Origin of the sequence: Micromonospora trifolii (genome assembly GCF_050516465.1) — a bacterium.
In the GTDB taxonomy this organism is placed as follows: Bacteria; Actinomycetota; Actinomycetes; order Mycobacteriales; family Micromonosporaceae; genus Micromonospora; species Micromonospora trifolii.
Map to the genome: position 1 here is coordinate 2,107,348 of NZ_CP191526.1, position 13,671 is coordinate 2,121,018.

The 13,671-nt window shown below is 73.2% G+C and carries 14 protein-coding genes; 10 read left to right on the top strand and 4 right to left on the bottom strand.

What is annotated here, in order from left to right; translation table 11 throughout:
* Nucleotides 1-124: 124 nt before the first annotated feature.
* Nucleotides 125-1,210 carry a DUF3866 family protein gene (locus ACQRWP_RS09780; RefSeq protein WP_430501870.1) on the bottom strand — a complete coding sequence of 362 codons (1,086 nt, stop codon included), beginning with the start codon at nt 1,208-1,210 and terminating at the stop codon, nt 125-127.
* 49 nt (nt 1,211-1,259) lie between these two features.
* Complete coding sequence (locus ACQRWP_RS09785) at nt 1,260-2,264, bottom strand: cation diffusion facilitator family transporter (protein ID WP_430501871.1); 1,005 nt, start codon at nt 2,262-2,264, stop codon at nt 1,260-1,262.
* Between the two features lie 117 nt (nt 2,265-2,381).
* Here ACQRWP_RS09785 and ACQRWP_RS09790 point away from each other — a divergent pair, with 117 nt between their 5' ends.
* The 6 genes from ACQRWP_RS09790 (at nt 2,382) to ACQRWP_RS09815 (ending at nt 7,195) form a co-directional block, all read left to right on the top strand.
* Complete coding sequence (locus ACQRWP_RS09790) at nt 2,382-3,380, top strand: helix-turn-helix transcriptional regulator (RefSeq protein WP_091408906.1); 999 nt, start codon at nt 2,382-2,384, stop codon at nt 3,378-3,380.
* Nucleotides 3,377-4,432 carry a helix-turn-helix transcriptional regulator gene (locus ACQRWP_RS09795; protein WP_430501874.1) on the top strand — a complete coding sequence of 352 codons (1,056 nt, stop codon included), beginning with the start codon at nt 3,377-3,379 and terminating at the stop codon, nt 4,430-4,432. Before ACQRWP_RS09790 ends, ACQRWP_RS09795 begins: the two co-directional genes overlap by 4 nt.
* 10 nt (nt 4,433-4,442) lie before the next feature.
* Entirely contained in the window at nt 4,443-4,688 is a 246-nt protein-coding gene (locus ACQRWP_RS09800; RefSeq protein ID WP_430501876.1) for a hypothetical protein, read from the top strand.
* Between the two features lie 159 nt (nt 4,689-4,847).
* Entirely contained in the window at nt 4,848-5,162 is a 315-nt protein-coding gene (tatA, locus tag ACQRWP_RS09805) for a Sec-independent protein translocase subunit TatA (protein ID WP_430501878.1), read from the top strand.
* Nucleotides 5,163-5,180: 18 nt separating this feature from the next.
* On the top strand, nt 5,181-6,134 hold the full coding sequence (gene tatC, locus ACQRWP_RS09810; protein WP_430501880.1) for a twin-arginine translocase subunit TatC: 954 nt from the start codon (nt 5,181-5,183) through the stop codon (nt 6,132-6,134).
* A gap of 137 nt (nt 6,135-6,271) precedes the next feature.
* A complete protein-coding gene (locus tag ACQRWP_RS09815) occupies nt 6,272-7,195 on the top strand; it encodes a diacylglycerol kinase (RefSeq protein ID WP_430501882.1) in 924 nt (307 codons plus the stop codon).
* Here ACQRWP_RS09815 and ACQRWP_RS09820 read toward each other — a convergent pair.
* Nucleotides 7,158-8,075, bottom strand: coding sequence for an EamA family transporter (locus ACQRWP_RS09820; RefSeq protein WP_430501884.1), 918 nt, complete (start codon nt 8,073-8,075; stop codon nt 7,158-7,160). The genes ACQRWP_RS09815 and ACQRWP_RS09820 overlap by 38 nt on opposite strands.
* A 113-nt stretch (nt 8,076-8,188) precedes the next feature.
* Here ACQRWP_RS09820 and ACQRWP_RS09825 point away from each other — a divergent pair, with 113 nt between their 5' ends.
* Nucleotides 8,189-8,485, top strand: a complete 297-nt coding sequence (locus tag ACQRWP_RS09825; RefSeq protein ID WP_238659052.1) for a hypothetical protein — start codon at nt 8,189-8,191, stop codon at nt 8,483-8,485.
* A complete protein-coding gene (locus ACQRWP_RS09830; RefSeq protein WP_430501887.1) occupies nt 8,482-8,880 on the top strand; it encodes a PIN domain-containing protein in 399 nt (132 codons plus the stop codon). Before ACQRWP_RS09825 ends, ACQRWP_RS09830 begins: the two co-directional genes overlap by 4 nt.
* Nucleotides 8,881-8,897: 17 nt before the next feature.
* Here the strand turns inward: ACQRWP_RS09830 and ACQRWP_RS09835 are convergent, their stop codons facing one another.
* On the bottom strand, nt 8,898-9,668 hold the full coding sequence (locus ACQRWP_RS09835; RefSeq protein WP_430501889.1) for an HAD family hydrolase: 771 nt from the start codon (nt 9,666-9,668) through the stop codon (nt 8,898-8,900).
* Nucleotides 9,669-9,754: 86 nt separating this feature from the next.
* On the opposite strand from ACQRWP_RS09835, the gene ACQRWP_RS09840 reads away from it, so the two are divergent.
* Both ACQRWP_RS09840 and ACQRWP_RS09845 read left to right on the top strand, forming a co-directional pair.
* The gene (locus tag ACQRWP_RS09840; protein WP_430501891.1) at nt 9,755-12,556 is read left to right on the top strand and encodes a DEAD/DEAH box helicase; all 2,802 of its coding nucleotides are present in this window, start codon (nt 9,755-9,757) and stop codon (nt 12,554-12,556) included.
* 165 nt (nt 12,557-12,721) lie between these two features.
* Entirely contained in the window at nt 12,722-13,606 is an 885-nt protein-coding gene (locus tag ACQRWP_RS09845) for an MHYT domain-containing protein (RefSeq protein WP_430501893.1), read from the top strand.
* The last annotated feature ends 65 nt before the right edge of the window (nt 13,607-13,671 follow it).

The window sequence follows — 13,671 nt, forward strand, 5'->3', positions numbered from 1 at the left end:
CCACCCCCACCCCCGTGCCCTGCCCCCGCCCCAGCTCGCGTTGATCATGAAGTTATCGCCATGACACGCCGGGGCGGCGGGCAATAACTTCATGATCAACCGCGTGGAGGCCGGGGGCCCGGGGTTAGGGGAGGAGGGTGGCGGCGTGGCGGCCGGCGGCGGCTGCCGCCAGGAAGTACGCGTGGTCGGCGTCGAGGCCGCGGCCCATGGTGGACAGCGGCACGGCGCTGGCGCGCAGCGCGGCGTCCAGACCGTCGGTGGGCACCCGGACGATCCGGTGCCGGGCCGCCAGGGGCGCCAACGCCGCGCCCACCTCGGTCGCGAGCGACGGCGCCAGGTCCTCGGGCACCACCAGCTCCGCCGGGGCGAGCGCCACCCGGCCGTACGCGGTGAGGCTGTGGTGTGACACGCCCCGGTGTCGGGGGCGGGGGTCGGCGTCGGAGATGCGCAACGAGCCGACCGGCTTTCCGCCCAGCGTGGCGATCGCGTTGACGGCCTCGCCGACGGCGACGCCGGAGAAGCCCCACCGGGTGCCGGTGCCCAGGTTGCCCGGCCCCTGCGCCACGATCGCCACGTCCGCTTCGAGCACGTACCGGGCGGCGAGCAGACCGCCGTGCAGGGTGGTGGCCTCCAGGTCGCCGCCGAACGCCTGCCCGACGGTGATCGTGCCGGCCAGCTCGGCCCGCAGCCCGGCGAGGGTGCGGGAGAACCAGGCGGGCAGCGCCCCGCCGTCGGTGAGCAGGTACGCCACCCGCGCCTGCGGGGCGTCGGCCCGGATACCGGCCAGGATCGCCGGGAGCGCCGAGTGCAGGTCGGCGGTGACCACCGGCAGGCCGCCCAGGTCGTCCGCGTCGGCCAGCACGTCGCGGTGCGGGGACGCCTCCTCGTCGACGCCGAGGAGGATCGGCTGCAACGGCGTGTAGCGGGCCTTGACCAGGTGCCCGGCGTCGCGGGTGTCGGCGACGTCCGGCGGGTCCGGCGGCAGCCGGTCCGGCAGGGCGACCACCAGGGCGTACCCGCCGGTGCCCAACCCCATCAGCAGCGCGCCGGCGTTGAGCAGCACCCGGTCGCCGGGCTCGGGCGTGCCGACCAGCTCCGGGTAGGCCAGCGCCCGCATCCGGGTGCCGTCGGGCAGGTCAACGTCCAGCTCCACCGCCCCGGTCCACTGCCGTCGCAGCGTCGCCACCGTCCCCGTACGCCATCGCACCATGACGGGCACGCTAGCCGCGCGGGCCCGGCGGCCCGCGCCCGGGTGTGGGTCAGGTCGGTTCGGGACCGCCGGCGTCCGGGCTCGGCCCGGCCTGGGTGTGCCGGGCGGTGCCGGTGGCGCCCGGCATCGAACGGGTCGGGTCGAGGAAGACGAACCGGATCTCCGGGTACCGGTCGGTGAGCCGCCGCTCCGCCTCGTCGGCGGTGGCCTCGATCTGCGCGCCGGTGGCCTCGTCGCGGAAGTCGACCTTCGCGGCGACCAGGATGTCCTGCGGGCCGAGCTGCATGGTCAACAGGGTGTCGATGCGCTCCACCTCGGGCAGCCCGGCCAGATCCTGCTCGATCTCGCGGCGCAGCCGCTCCGGAACGGCCCGGCCGACCAGCAGCGACAGGTTGTTGCCGGCGAGGACCCCGGCGACCGTCAGCAGCAGGAGCCCGATCAGGATCGACGCGACGCCGTCCCACACCTCGTCGCCGGTGGCGTGCGACAGGCCGACGCCGAGCCCGGCCAGCACCAGACCGATCAGGGCCGCGCTGTCCTCCAGGAAGACCGCCTTGACGGTGGTGTCGGCGGTCAGCCGCAGAAACCGTCGAGGCGTGGTCTGCCAGCGTCGCGACTCGCGGCGGACCTGCCGCACCGCCCGGGCCAGTGAGATCGACTCGATGACGAACGACACCCCGAGCACGATGTACGAGATCAGGTAGTCGCCGCTGTGCTCGTGCACCAGGATCGTGGTGACGCCGTGGGTGACGGCGAAACCGGCGCCGGCGACGAACGTGAACATGGCCGCGAAGAACGCCCAGACGTAGCTCTCCTTGCCGTACCCGAAGGGGTGCCGCTGGTCGGCCGGGCGGGCGCCGCGGCGCAGCGCCTGGAAGAGCAGCACCTCGGTGGTGGTGTCGGCGATCGAGTGCGCCGCCTCGGAGAGCATCGCGGCGGATCCGGAGATCAGCCCGGCGATCAGCTTGGCGATCGCGATGGCGAGGTTGGCGGCGCCGGCGACGACGACGGTGCCGACGCTCTCGCTCTCGGGCCTGGCGTCCGCTTGCGACATGAGGATCACCCTATGACCGCGGACGGCGACGCGCCGGGGGAGGCCAAATCCGAACAAGTGTGCGGCACGCCCGCGTGGGTGCACGGTGTGGGCGGGTCGGCTGCTAGCGTCTACCGCGTGTCGCGGACCCGCACCGAACGCCTGGTCAACCTGGTGATCTGCCTGCTGTCCACGCGACGGTTCCTGACCGCCGCGCAGATCGCCGCGACCGTGCCCGGTTACGAGCACGATCCGGACGACGCGCGCGACCACGAGGCGTTCCAACGCAAGTTCGAGCGGGACAAGGCCGAGCTGCGCGAGCTGGGTGTGCCGCTGGAGACCGGCACGGCGAGCGCCTTCGACGCAGAGCCCGGCTACCGGATCGCCCACCGCGAATACGCGCTGCCCGACATCCTCCTCGAACCGGACGAGGCCGCCGCGGTCGGCATCGCCGCCCGGCTGTGGCAGCACGCCGGGTTGGCCGCCGCCGCGTCGTCGGGGCTGGCCAAGCTGCGCGCCGCCGGGGTGGACGTAGACCCGCAGGCCACCCTCGGCCTGGAGCCGATGGTCACTGTCGACCCGGCGTTCGCGCCGCTGACCGCCGCCGCCCGGGACCGCCGCGAGGTGGGGTTCGACTACCGGGTGCCCGACCGCGACGCGCCCAGCCGGCGACGGCTGCAACCGTGGGGCGTGGTCTGCTGGCGCGGCCGGTGGTATGTGGTCGGCCACGACCAGGACCGGGAAGCGACCCGCTGCTTCCGGCTGTCCCGGGTCGTCGGCGCGGTCCGGGTGACCGGCGCCCCCGGCGCCTACGAGCCGCCGGCCAACGTCGACCTGATCAGCCACGTGGCCCGCTGGTCGGGTCCGGTGGAGCGCACCGGTCGGGCCACCGTGTTGGCCGCGCCCGGGCGGGCCGCCGGGCTGCGCCGCTGGGCGGTGGAGGTGACCGCCGGGCCGGACGGCGACCGGCTGGTCCTGCCGTACGCGGACCCGGACGGGCTGGCCGGTCATCTGGTCGGCTACGGCCCGGACGTGCGGGTCCTCGACCCACCGGAGGTCCGCGAGGCGGTCATCCAACGACTCAAGGAGATCGCCGTGCGCCACGACGAGCTGGCCGTCAGCGGGGGCGCCCGGTGACCCGCCCGGCCGGCCGCAACGGTTCCCGCGCGTCCGCCGACCGGCTGGCCCGACTGCTCAACCTGGTGCCCTACCTGCTGGCCCGGCCCGGCATCGAGATCGCCGAGGCGGCAGGTGACCTGGGCGTCACCGAGCGCCAGCTCCGGGAGGACCTGGAGCTGCTCTGGGTGTGCGGGCTCCCCGGGTACGGCCCCGGTGACCTGATCGACATGGCGTTCGACGGTGACCGGGTGACCATCACCTACGACGCCGGCATCGACCGGCCGTTGCGGCTGACCCCCGACGAGGCCCTGGCACTGGTGGTGGCGCTGCGGATGCTGGCCGAGACGCCCGGGGTGGCCAACCGGGAGGCCGTCGAACGGGCCCTCGCCAAGATCGAGGCCGCGGGCGACCTGGTGGGCGCGCCGGTGGCGGTCCGGTTGCCCGGGGACACCCCGCGGGTCGAGGCGCTACGCACCGCCGTGGAGGGCGGGAAGGCCCTGCGGATCACCTACTACACGGCCGCCCGGGACGAGACCACCGAGCGCGTCATCGACCCGCTGCGGATGCTGATGGTCGGCGGCCGGGCGTACGTGGAGGCGTGGTGTCGGCGTGCGGAGGCAGTCCGGCTGTTCCGCGCCGACCGGATCGACGCGGTCACCGAGTTGGACGAGCCGGCCACGGTGCCGCCGCAGGCCGTCCCGCACGACCTCACCGAGGGCGTGTTCCGCCCCTCGGCCGACCTACCGCTGATCACTCTGCGCATCGGTCGGGGCGAGCGGTGGATCACCGAGTACTACCCGTGCGAGCGGGTGGAGGCCGGCGACGGCGACCAGTGGCTCGTCTCCCTGCGGGTCACCGACCTGGGGTGGGCCCGCCGGTTCGTGCTGGGCCTCGGCCCGGAGGTGACGGTGGTCGCCCCGGTCGAGTTGGCCGAGCAGGTGCGGGCGACGGCGGCCGCCGCGCTGGACGCGTACGCCGTGCCCGCGCCCACGGCCGTGCCCCGGCCGCCCGAGGTCGACCCGGAGCGCGCGCCGTCGGGTGACCCGGCGGTGGCCGGCCGCACCCAGTAGGCTGACCGCCGTGCTGATCTGGATCGTGCTCGCGGTGGTGCTGCTACCCCTCGTGGCGCTCGCCCTGGCCGTGCGCCCGGTGCTGGCCCGGCTGCCCCGACTGCACCGGGCCGCCGTGGCGTTGCAGCGACGGGCCGCCGAGGCCGATGCGCTGCGGGAAACCGCCGAGGCGCTGCAACAGCGTGCCGAGGAAGTCCAACGGCGGCTCGACACCACATCCCAGCGACTCGCGGTGATCAAGGCCAAGCGCGGCTGATCGAGTACGCACCCGGCGGTGGTTGACGGATCATCGCGGGTTGGTCAAGACTTCACCCTCCCACCCAGACCACCACCACCCAGCGGGTGGCGGGCAGCCGATCCGCACGTACGATGGGCTGCGTACCACCCCCCGGACACAGAGCGACTGGAGCTTCTCATGGGTGCCCTCAAGCCGTGGCACATCGCTGTTCTCGTGGTTGTGCTGATCCTGCTCTTCGGTGCGAAGCGACTCCCCGACGCGGCCCGTTCGCTGGGTCGGTCGCTGCGAATCATCAAGGCCGAGACCAAGAGCCTGCAGGACGACGACCGCGACCTCGCCGAGAAGGCCGACGCGCAGGCCGCCTACCAGCCGCTGCCGCCGCACGCCGGGCAGCAGGCGCCGTACGCTGGCCAGCCGCAGCAGGCCCCGTACCAGCAGGCGCCGCCGCAGCAGCCGGTCGTCGACCCGGTGCACCGCGTCCGCGACAACTGACCGAAGGGCCCCACCACCGTGGCCTTCGCACTGCGTAAACGCGCCCCAAAGGCGTTCGAGCGGGCCGCCGACGGCTCGATGACGCTCATCGAGCACGTCCGCGAACTGCGCAACCGCCTGTTCCGCGCGTCGCTGGCGATCATGATTGGCTTCGGCGTCGGCATCTGGCTGGCGACGCCGGTGCGGATCCTGTTGTCGAAGCCGTACTGCGACCTCCCGGCCTCGATGGATCCGGTCTCGGGCAAGTGCAAGTTCGTCCAGCTCGGTGTCGCGGACGTCTTCCTGCTGAACCTGAAGATCGGTCTGTGGGTGGGCCTGGTCATCGCGGCGCCCATCTGGCTCTACCAGCTCTGGGCGTTCATCGCGCCGGGTCTGCACCGGCACGAGCGGCGTTACGCGTACATTTTCACGGCGCTGGCCGCGCCGCTGTTCGCGGCCGGCGCGGTGCTGGCCTTCTTCGTCACCACCAAGGGCCTCGAGTTCCTGCTGAACGTGTCCGGCGATGACATCTCGACGAATCTGGAAGTCACCCGGTACATCTCGTTCGTCACCAACCTGATCCTGCTGTTCGGGGTGGCGTTCGAGTTCCCGTTGATCGTGCTGATGCTCAACTTCGTCGGCCTGGCCAGCGCGAAACGGCTCCTCAGCTGGTGGCGGGTGGCGATCTTCGTGTTCTTCGCCTTCTCCGCCGTGGTCACTCCCACCCCTGATCCGTTCGGGATGACCGCGCTGGCGCTCTGCCTGTCCGCGCTCTACTTCGCCGCGGTCGGCGTCGCGTTCATCAACGATCGGCGGCGTGGGCGGGGCAAGGAGGTCTACGCCGGCATCGACGACGACGAGGTGTCGCCGTTGGAGTTCGACGCGGACCCGGTCGTGGCCGGGCAGCGGGTCGACTCGACCGCTCCGATCGGGGTACCCGAACCGGTCGCCCCACCGGCGCCGATCGAACGCCGCTACGACGACATGACCTGACGGCCCCGCGCCGACCGGTCCACCGACGCCGTCCCCGTTTCCCGGGGGCGGCGTCGTTGCGTCACCTCGCGCGCCGGCAGCGGAACTGATGGTGACGGCACCTGCCCCTGGTGAACGGCGGGTGTCCGACCGGTACGGTGCTGCCCGTGACCGCAGACGATCACCTGCCCGGCCCGGTCGCCGTGCTCGCCAACCCGACCGCCGGTCGCGGACGGCACCGGGCGCTGCTGCCCCGGCTGCTGGACGGCTTGGCCGCCGCCGAGCGGCCGGTCCGGTTGCTGCCGGCGTCCAGCCCCGCCGAGGCGGAGGCGGCGTGCCGGGCCGCCGTCGCCGAGGGCGCTGGCGCGTTGGTGGCGGTCGGTGGGGACGGCACCGTGCACCGGGCGTTGCAGGCGGTCGCCGGGACCGCCGTGCCGTTCGGTCCGATCCCGGCCGGCACCGGCAACGACTTCGCCCTGGACACCGGCTTCCCGGCCGACCCCCTCGCGGCGGCGGCGGTGATCGCCGAGGCGGTGCGTGACGGCCGCAGCCAACCGGTCGACCTCGCCCGGATGGTCGGGGTCGACGGCGTTGAGCGCTGGTACGGGGCGGTCCTCGCGGCCGGGTTCGACGCGATCGTCAACGAGCGGGCCAACCGGATGCGCTGGCCACGCGGCCCGCGCCGGTACGACCTGGCGATCCTGGTCGAGCTGGCCCGGCTGCGCCCGCGCCGCTACACGCTGCGCCTCGACGGGGTTTCGCACGACCTGGACGCGGTGCTGGTGGCGGTGGGCAACTGCCCGACGTACGGCGGTGGGATGCGGATCTGCCCCGACGCGGACCCGACCGACGGACTGCTCGACGTGGTGGTGGCGGGTCGGGTCAACCGGCGGACGCTGGTCCGGGTGAAGCCGCGCATCTACCAGGGCACCCACGTCAGCCACCCGTTGGTGCGCAGCTTCCGGGCCCGCACCGTGGAGTTGGCCGCCGAGGGCATCACCTCGTACGCCGACGGGGAACGTTCCCTGAAGCTGCCGGTGACGATCAGCGCGGTTCCGGGCGCCCTGCGGCTGCTGCGTTGACCCGTACCGCGCCGATGCTGGCGACGATGACCAGCACGATGGCGGCGCATTCCAGCAGGGTCAGCGCCTGCCGCAGCACCAGCCAGCCGGCGAGCGTGGCGACGGCTGGGCCGAGGCTCATCAGCACCGCGAAGGTGGCGGTGGGCATCCGCCGTAGCGCCAGCAGTTCCAGGGTGTAGGGCAGCCCGGAGGCGAGCACCGCGAGGGCGGTGCCGAGCGCCAGCACCGGCGGGTCGAGCAGCGCCGCGCCGCCGTCGATGAGGCCCAGCGGCAGGGTGACCAGCGCGGCGAGGGTCAGCGCCAGGGCCAGCCCGTCTGCGCCGGGGAAGCGGCCGCCGACCCGGGCGCTCAGCACGATGTACGCGGCCCACATGGCGCCTGCGCCGAACGCGAAGCCCACCCCGACCGGGTTAAGCCGGTCGAAGCCGCCCTGCCCGAGCAGCGCCACCCCGGCCAGCGCGAGCCCCGCCCAGCCCCAACTGGCCAGTCGGCGTGCGGAGAACACCGACAGCGCCAACGGGCCGAGTACCTCGAGCGTCACCGCCGGGCCCAGCGGGATGCGTTCGATGGCCTGGTAGAACAGCGAGTTCATGCCGGCCAGCGCCAGCCCGAACGCGCCGGCCGCGAGCCAGGCCGACCGGTCGTGTCCGCGCAGTCGGGGCCGGCAGACGATGAGCAGCAGCACCGCCGAGATGGTCAGCCGCAGGGTCACCGCGCCGGCCACTCCGGTACGCGGGAAGAGCAACGCGGCCACGGCGGAGCCGAACTGCACCGACAGGGCCCCGCCGAGCACCAGCCCCACGGCGGCGACGCCACCGCGCCGGGCCGGTCGTGTCTCGCCCGACCGTGGCGTGGGCAGCAGGGTGTCCGTCACGGGCACGACGGTAGGCCGTCCGCTTCGGCCACCTTGCGGCGGTATCCACCTGCCGACACGGCCGTTAGTGTTCGCCAACGTGGTGCTACCGGCGTACGGTCCCTGGTATGACCAGCGCGATGCGGAAGCTATCGATCTCCGTGCCACCCGATGTGGCTGAGCGCCTGGAGCGCGAGTCCAACGCCAGCGCCTACATCACCCAGGCTGTCCGTGACCGGATGCGGCTGGACGCCCTGGACGCGGAGTTGGCTCACCAGGGCATCCCGATCACCGAGCAGGGCGTGGCCGAGGCGCGCGCCCGCCGGGCTGCCGTGGAGGCCGACTGGTCGCCGGAGCGCCGCAGCGCCCTTCGCGAGCGGGCCCGCCAGCACGCGCTGGACGCCGCCGCCGGCACGCTCGAACAACCGGCGGCGTGAGCCCCGAGGACGACCGCCCGATCCGGCTCGTGCTGGACCGGTCGGCACTGCTGGCGTACCTGGCGGGATCGGTGCATGTCGGGGAGCCGCTGCACGAGGTCATCCAGGACCGCAACAGGTTTGGGGTCACCGCCGTGACCGCGGCTGAGGCGCTGGCGATCGTCAGCGACCCGAAGGAGCGGGCGACCCTGCACCGGCTGCTGAACCTGGACGCCTGCGAGGTGCTCTCGACCGAGGGGCACTCCTGGCAGGAACTCAGCTTCTGGCGGACGGTCACGGGACGTGCCGATCTGGCCAGCACAGCACTGGCCGTTCTCGAACACGACGCCTCGATCCTCACCGGGGAGGACCGGTACGGCGACGGTGAGCTACCGGTGATTCACGTTCCCGACTGACGGCCCCCTACCGCCGGTCAGCCTGGCAGGGCGAGGTCGAGCACCGCGCCCAGCCCGTTCTCCCGGCCCGGGTCGGCGGCCGGGAGCACCAGCACCGAGCAGCCGGCGGCCACCGCGCCCGCGTCCGCCGGGGTGTCACCGACCATCAGGGTCTGCTCCGGGTCGACGCCGAGCATGCCGCAGGCACGCCAGAAGATCGCCGGGTCGGGTTTGCAGCGCCCCACCTCGTACGAGAGCACGAACGCGCCGACCAGGTCGGTCAGCCCCCAGGTGTCGAAGTGCGGCCGCAGGTCGAAGCCGATGTTGCTGACCACCGCCACCGGCACCCCGGCGTCGCGCAGCGCGGTCAGTGTGGGGGCGGCGTCGGCGTACGGCAGCCAGCCCTCGGCGGTCAGCAGCCGCTCGTAGAGCGCGTCGGCGAAACCCTCGATGCCGGCGTCGACGGTCTCGGCCAGCCCGGTGTACGCGCCCCGGTGGGCGTGTTGGTAGAGGTCCCGGTCGGCCCACAGTTCGGCGAGTCGGGGCGGCACCCGCGCCGGCAGTGGCCCGCCGGCGCGGCCGGCGGTCAGCAGTCGGTCGGCCAGCGAGGTGGCGCGGACCCGGTCCAGGGTGACGCCGCACGCCGCCGCGGCCTCCAGCACCCACCGCTGGGGGTCCTCCACCTGGGCCAGGGTGCCGTGGAAGTCGAAGAGCACCGCCTTGACAGGGCGTCGGGACGCCCGGCGGGCGGCGGGCGCCTCGGCGGTGCCCGGCGGACTGGTCTGGGGCGGTTCGGCATGGTCCGGCACGCCGTGCACCCTACCGACCGCCCCCGACCGCACCTCCGGACGGCCTTGTGGGGTGACATGACTCGGCACGCACTAATCTTGGTGCCATGTCGAGCCCCGCCGAGCGGTACGCAGCGGCGCGCCGCAAGGCCGCACAAGCCGCACAGTTTCCGGCGCTGGACGAGTTCGCCCTCGAGTTGGGGTTCGACCTCGACGACTTCCAGCGGGAGGCGTGTCAGTCGCTGGAGCGGGGCAGCGGTGTGCTGGTCTGCGCTCCCACCGGCGCCGGCAAGACGGTGGTCGGGGAGTTCGCCGTCCACCTGGCGTTGCGGGGGCGGCCCGACGATCCGGTGCCCGCCGTCGACGCGACGACCCCGCCGACGCGGCGCAAGTGCTTCTACACCACGCCGATCAAGGCGTTGTCCAACCAGAAGTACCACGATCTGGTCGCCCGGTACGGCGCCGAGCAGGTCGGCCTGCTGACCGGCGACAACGCGATCAACGGCGACGCGCCGGTGGTGGTGATGACCACCGAGGTGCTGCGCAACATGCTCTACGCGGGCTCCAGCACCCTCCAGGGCCTCGCGTACGTGGTGATGGACGAGGTGCACTACCTGGCCGACCGGTTCCGCGGTGGGGTGTGGGAAGAGGTGATCATTCACCTGCCCGCCTCGGTCACCCTGATCTCGTTGTCGGCGACCGTCTCCAACGCCGAGGAGTTCGCGGACTGGCTGGTCACCGTACGCGGCGAGACCGCAGTGGTGGTCAGCGAGCACCGGCCGGTGCCGTTGTGGCAGCACATGCTGGTCGGCAAGCGGATGTTCGACCTGTTCCACGACGCCGACGCCGCCCGCAAGCACGACGTGCACCCGGAGTTGCTGCGTTACACCCGGGAGACCGCGCGGCGGCTGGAGTTGGGCGAGGGGCGCAGCGCGGGGCCCGGTGCCGGCCGGCGTGGCCCGCGCTGGCGTGGCCCGTTGCGCCCGGACATCGTCGACCGGCTGGACCGGGAGGGTCTGCTGCCGGCGATCCTGTTCATCTTCAGCCGGGCCGGTTGCGCCGCCGCGGTGCAGCAGTGTCTCGCCGCCGGGCTGCGGCTCACCTCAGCGGAGGAGCGGGCCGAGATCCGCCGGGTCGTCGAGTCCCGGGTCACCGCCATCCCCGGCGAGGACCTGTCGGTCCTGGGCTACTGGGAGTGGCTGGACGGCCTGGAACGCGGCCTGGCCGCCCACCACGCCGGCATGCTGCCGGTGTTCAAGGAGATCGTCGAGGAGTTGTTCGTCCGGGGCCTGGTCAAGGCGGTCTTCGCCACCGAGACGTTGGCGTTGGGCATCAACATGCCGGCCCGCTGCGTGGTGCTGGAACGGCTCGTCAAGTACAACGGTGAGGCGCACGTCGACCTGACCCCGGGGGAGTACACCCAGCTCACCGGGCGCGCCGGCCGCCGGGGCATCGACGTGGAGGGGCACGCCGTCGTGGTGTGGTCCCCGGAGACCGACCCACGGCACGTGGCCGGGCTCGCGTCCACCCGCACCTACCCGCTGCGCTCCAGCTTCCGGCCGTCGTACAACATGGCGGTGAACCTGGTCGGCACGGTCGGCGCGGAGCCGGCCCGGGCCCTGCTGGAGTCCTCGTTCGCCCAGTTCCAGGCGGACCGGTCGGTGGTCGGCCTGGCCCGGCAGGTGCAGCGCAACACCGAGACCATCGAGGCGTACGGCGCGGAGGCCGCCTGCCACCACGGCGACTTCGACGAGTACTTCGCGTTGCGGGTGGCGATCGCCGACCGGGAGAAGGCGATCGCCCGGCAGGGGCAGACCCAGCGCAAGGCCGCCGCGGTGGCCTCGTTGGAGCGGCTGCGGGTGGGCGACGTGATCCGGGTGCCGTCGGGCCGGCGGGCCGGGCTGGCCGTGGTGCTGGACCCGGCGACCGGCGGGTTCGGTGAGCCCCGGCCGCTGGTGCTCACCCAGGACCGTTGGGCCGGGCGGGTCAGCCCCGGCGACTTCACCACTCCGGCCGAGGTGTTGGCCCGGATCCGGGTGCCCAAGCACTTCAACCACCGGTCCCCGGGCGCCCGGCGGGATCTCGCCGCCGAGGTCAGCGGCACCGGCCTGGACCGGCACGGTGGCCGACGTGGGGGTCGTTCCCGGCAGGTGACCGGCGAGGACCACCAGATCACCCAGCTCCGCACCGAGCTTCGCCACCACCCCTGCCACGCCTGCCCCGAACGGGAGGAGCACGCCCGCTGGGCGGAGCGGCGTCGGCGGCTGGAGCGCGACACCGAGGAGCTGCGCGAGCGCGTCAGTGGTCGTACGGGGTCCCTCGCTCGAACGTTCGACCGGATCGTGGCGCTGTTGACCGAGCGTGGCTACCTCGCCCGCGACGGCGCGGTCACCGACGCCGGTCGGATGCTGGGTCGGATCTGGACCGAGGCGGACCTGCTGGTCGCCGAGTGCCTGCGCCGGGGAGTGTGGAACGGGTTGTCCCCGGCCGAGTTGGCCGCCGCGGTGTCCGTTGTGGTGTTCGAGGCGCGCCGCGATGTCGACGAGCGGGCGTCGCTGCCGCGCGGGCCGGTGGCCGACGCGGTGGACGAGACGCTGAAGCTGTGGGGGGAGATCGAGGCCGACGAGGCGGCGCGGGGGCTGACGGCGACCCGGGAGCCGGATCTCGGTTTCGCCTGGCCCGTCTACCGGTGGGCCCGGGGCGAGGCGCTGGCCAAGGTGCTCGGCAGCGGGCACGAGATCGATGGTGAGATGCCCGCCGGTGACTTCGTCCGGTGGGCCCGACAGGTCGTCGACCTGCTGGGTCAGATTGCCGACTCTGGCGGTGCCACAACGGAGCTGCGGTCCACCGCTCGACAGGCTATAGCGGCCGTCAATCGGGGCGTTCTCGCGTACCACACGTCAGCCTGATAATCACGCTCAGTCATCTTCGTCGTCGAATCGACGCAGCGGACGGTCACCGCAACGGCACCCCTCGGATAGCCCGGGGGGCCCTGTTGCGCCTGATCACAGCACCCCTGATCATTGCCGAGGCGTCTTGTTGACGCGTCGGTAACGAATGGGGAGAAAGCCGCCGTGGCGGAGATCAATCACTTTGAGTACGGGTGGATCACGCCCTCGCTGAGCTACGCGCTGTCCGTGCTCGGTTCGATCCTCGGCCTGGTCTGCGCCGGGCGCATCCGTACGGCCCGGACGAGCGGTCAGCGGGCGTGGTGGGGTCTGCTGTCGGCCTGGGCGCTGGGCGGCACCGCCATCTGGGCGATGCACTTCATGGCCATGCTCGGCTTCGCCGTCGAGAACACCCGGATCCGCTACGACGTGCCGCTGACCGCGGCCAGCACGGCCATCGCCGTGGTGGCGGTCGGTATCGGCCTGGCCATCGTGGGCACCGGCCGGCTGAATCCGGTACGACTGATCGCCGGCGGTATCTTCACCGGCGTCGGCGTGGCCTCCATGCACTACACCGGCATGGCCGCCATGCGCCTCAACGGCAGCCTCGGCTACGACACGGTCCGGGTCGTGCTCTCGGTGGTCATCGCCGTGGTGGCGTCCACCGTCGCGCTGTGGCTCGCGATGACCGTCCGGCGGGGGTTGGCGATCTTCGCCTCCGCGCTGGTCATGGGAATCGCCGTCAACGGGATGCACTTCACCGGCATGAGCGCCCTGTCGGTGCACCGCCACGAACGGGCGGGTGAGGTGACCGGCGCCGGGGTGAGCACCCTGCTGGTGCCGATCGTGCTGGCGGTGGTCTTCGGGGTGGTCGGCCTGCTCTACGCCCTGCTCGCCGCTCCGACCGACGACGACCGGGCCGCCGCCGCGTACCTGGACGGGCGGCGGCTCTCGGAGCCGGCGGCCCCGGCGCCCACCGCTGCTCCCGACCCGGTCGGGTTGCGCGCTCGCTCCACCCTCGGCCAGCCCGGTACTCCGTTCCCGTCGCGCCGGGACACGCCGCCGAGCTGACGCCGTGCGGTCGGCCTGCGCCGCGTTGCTGGCGGCCTCGTGGATACGGCCGCCTCCGTGCCCCG

Coding starts and splice junctions, on each gene's coding strand:
- ACQRWP_RS09825 (WP_238659052.1), top strand. CDS start 8,189: ATGCGGAAGCTATCGATCTCCGTGCCACCCGATGTGGCTGAGCGCCTG.
- ACQRWP_RS09780 (WP_430501870.1), bottom strand. CDS start 1,210: ATGGTGCGATGGCGTACGGGGACGGTGGCGACGCTGCGACGGCAGTGG.
- tatA (WP_430501878.1), top strand. CDS start 4,848: ATGGGTGCCCTCAAGCCGTGGCACATCGCTGTTCTCGTGGTTGTGCTG.
- ACQRWP_RS09785 (WP_430501871.1), bottom strand. CDS start 2,264: ATGTCGCAAGCGGACGCCAGGCCCGAGAGCGAGAGCGTCGGCACCGTC.
- ACQRWP_RS09840 (WP_430501891.1), top strand. CDS start 9,755: ATGTCGAGCCCCGCCGAGCGGTACGCAGCGGCGCGCCGCAAGGCCGCA.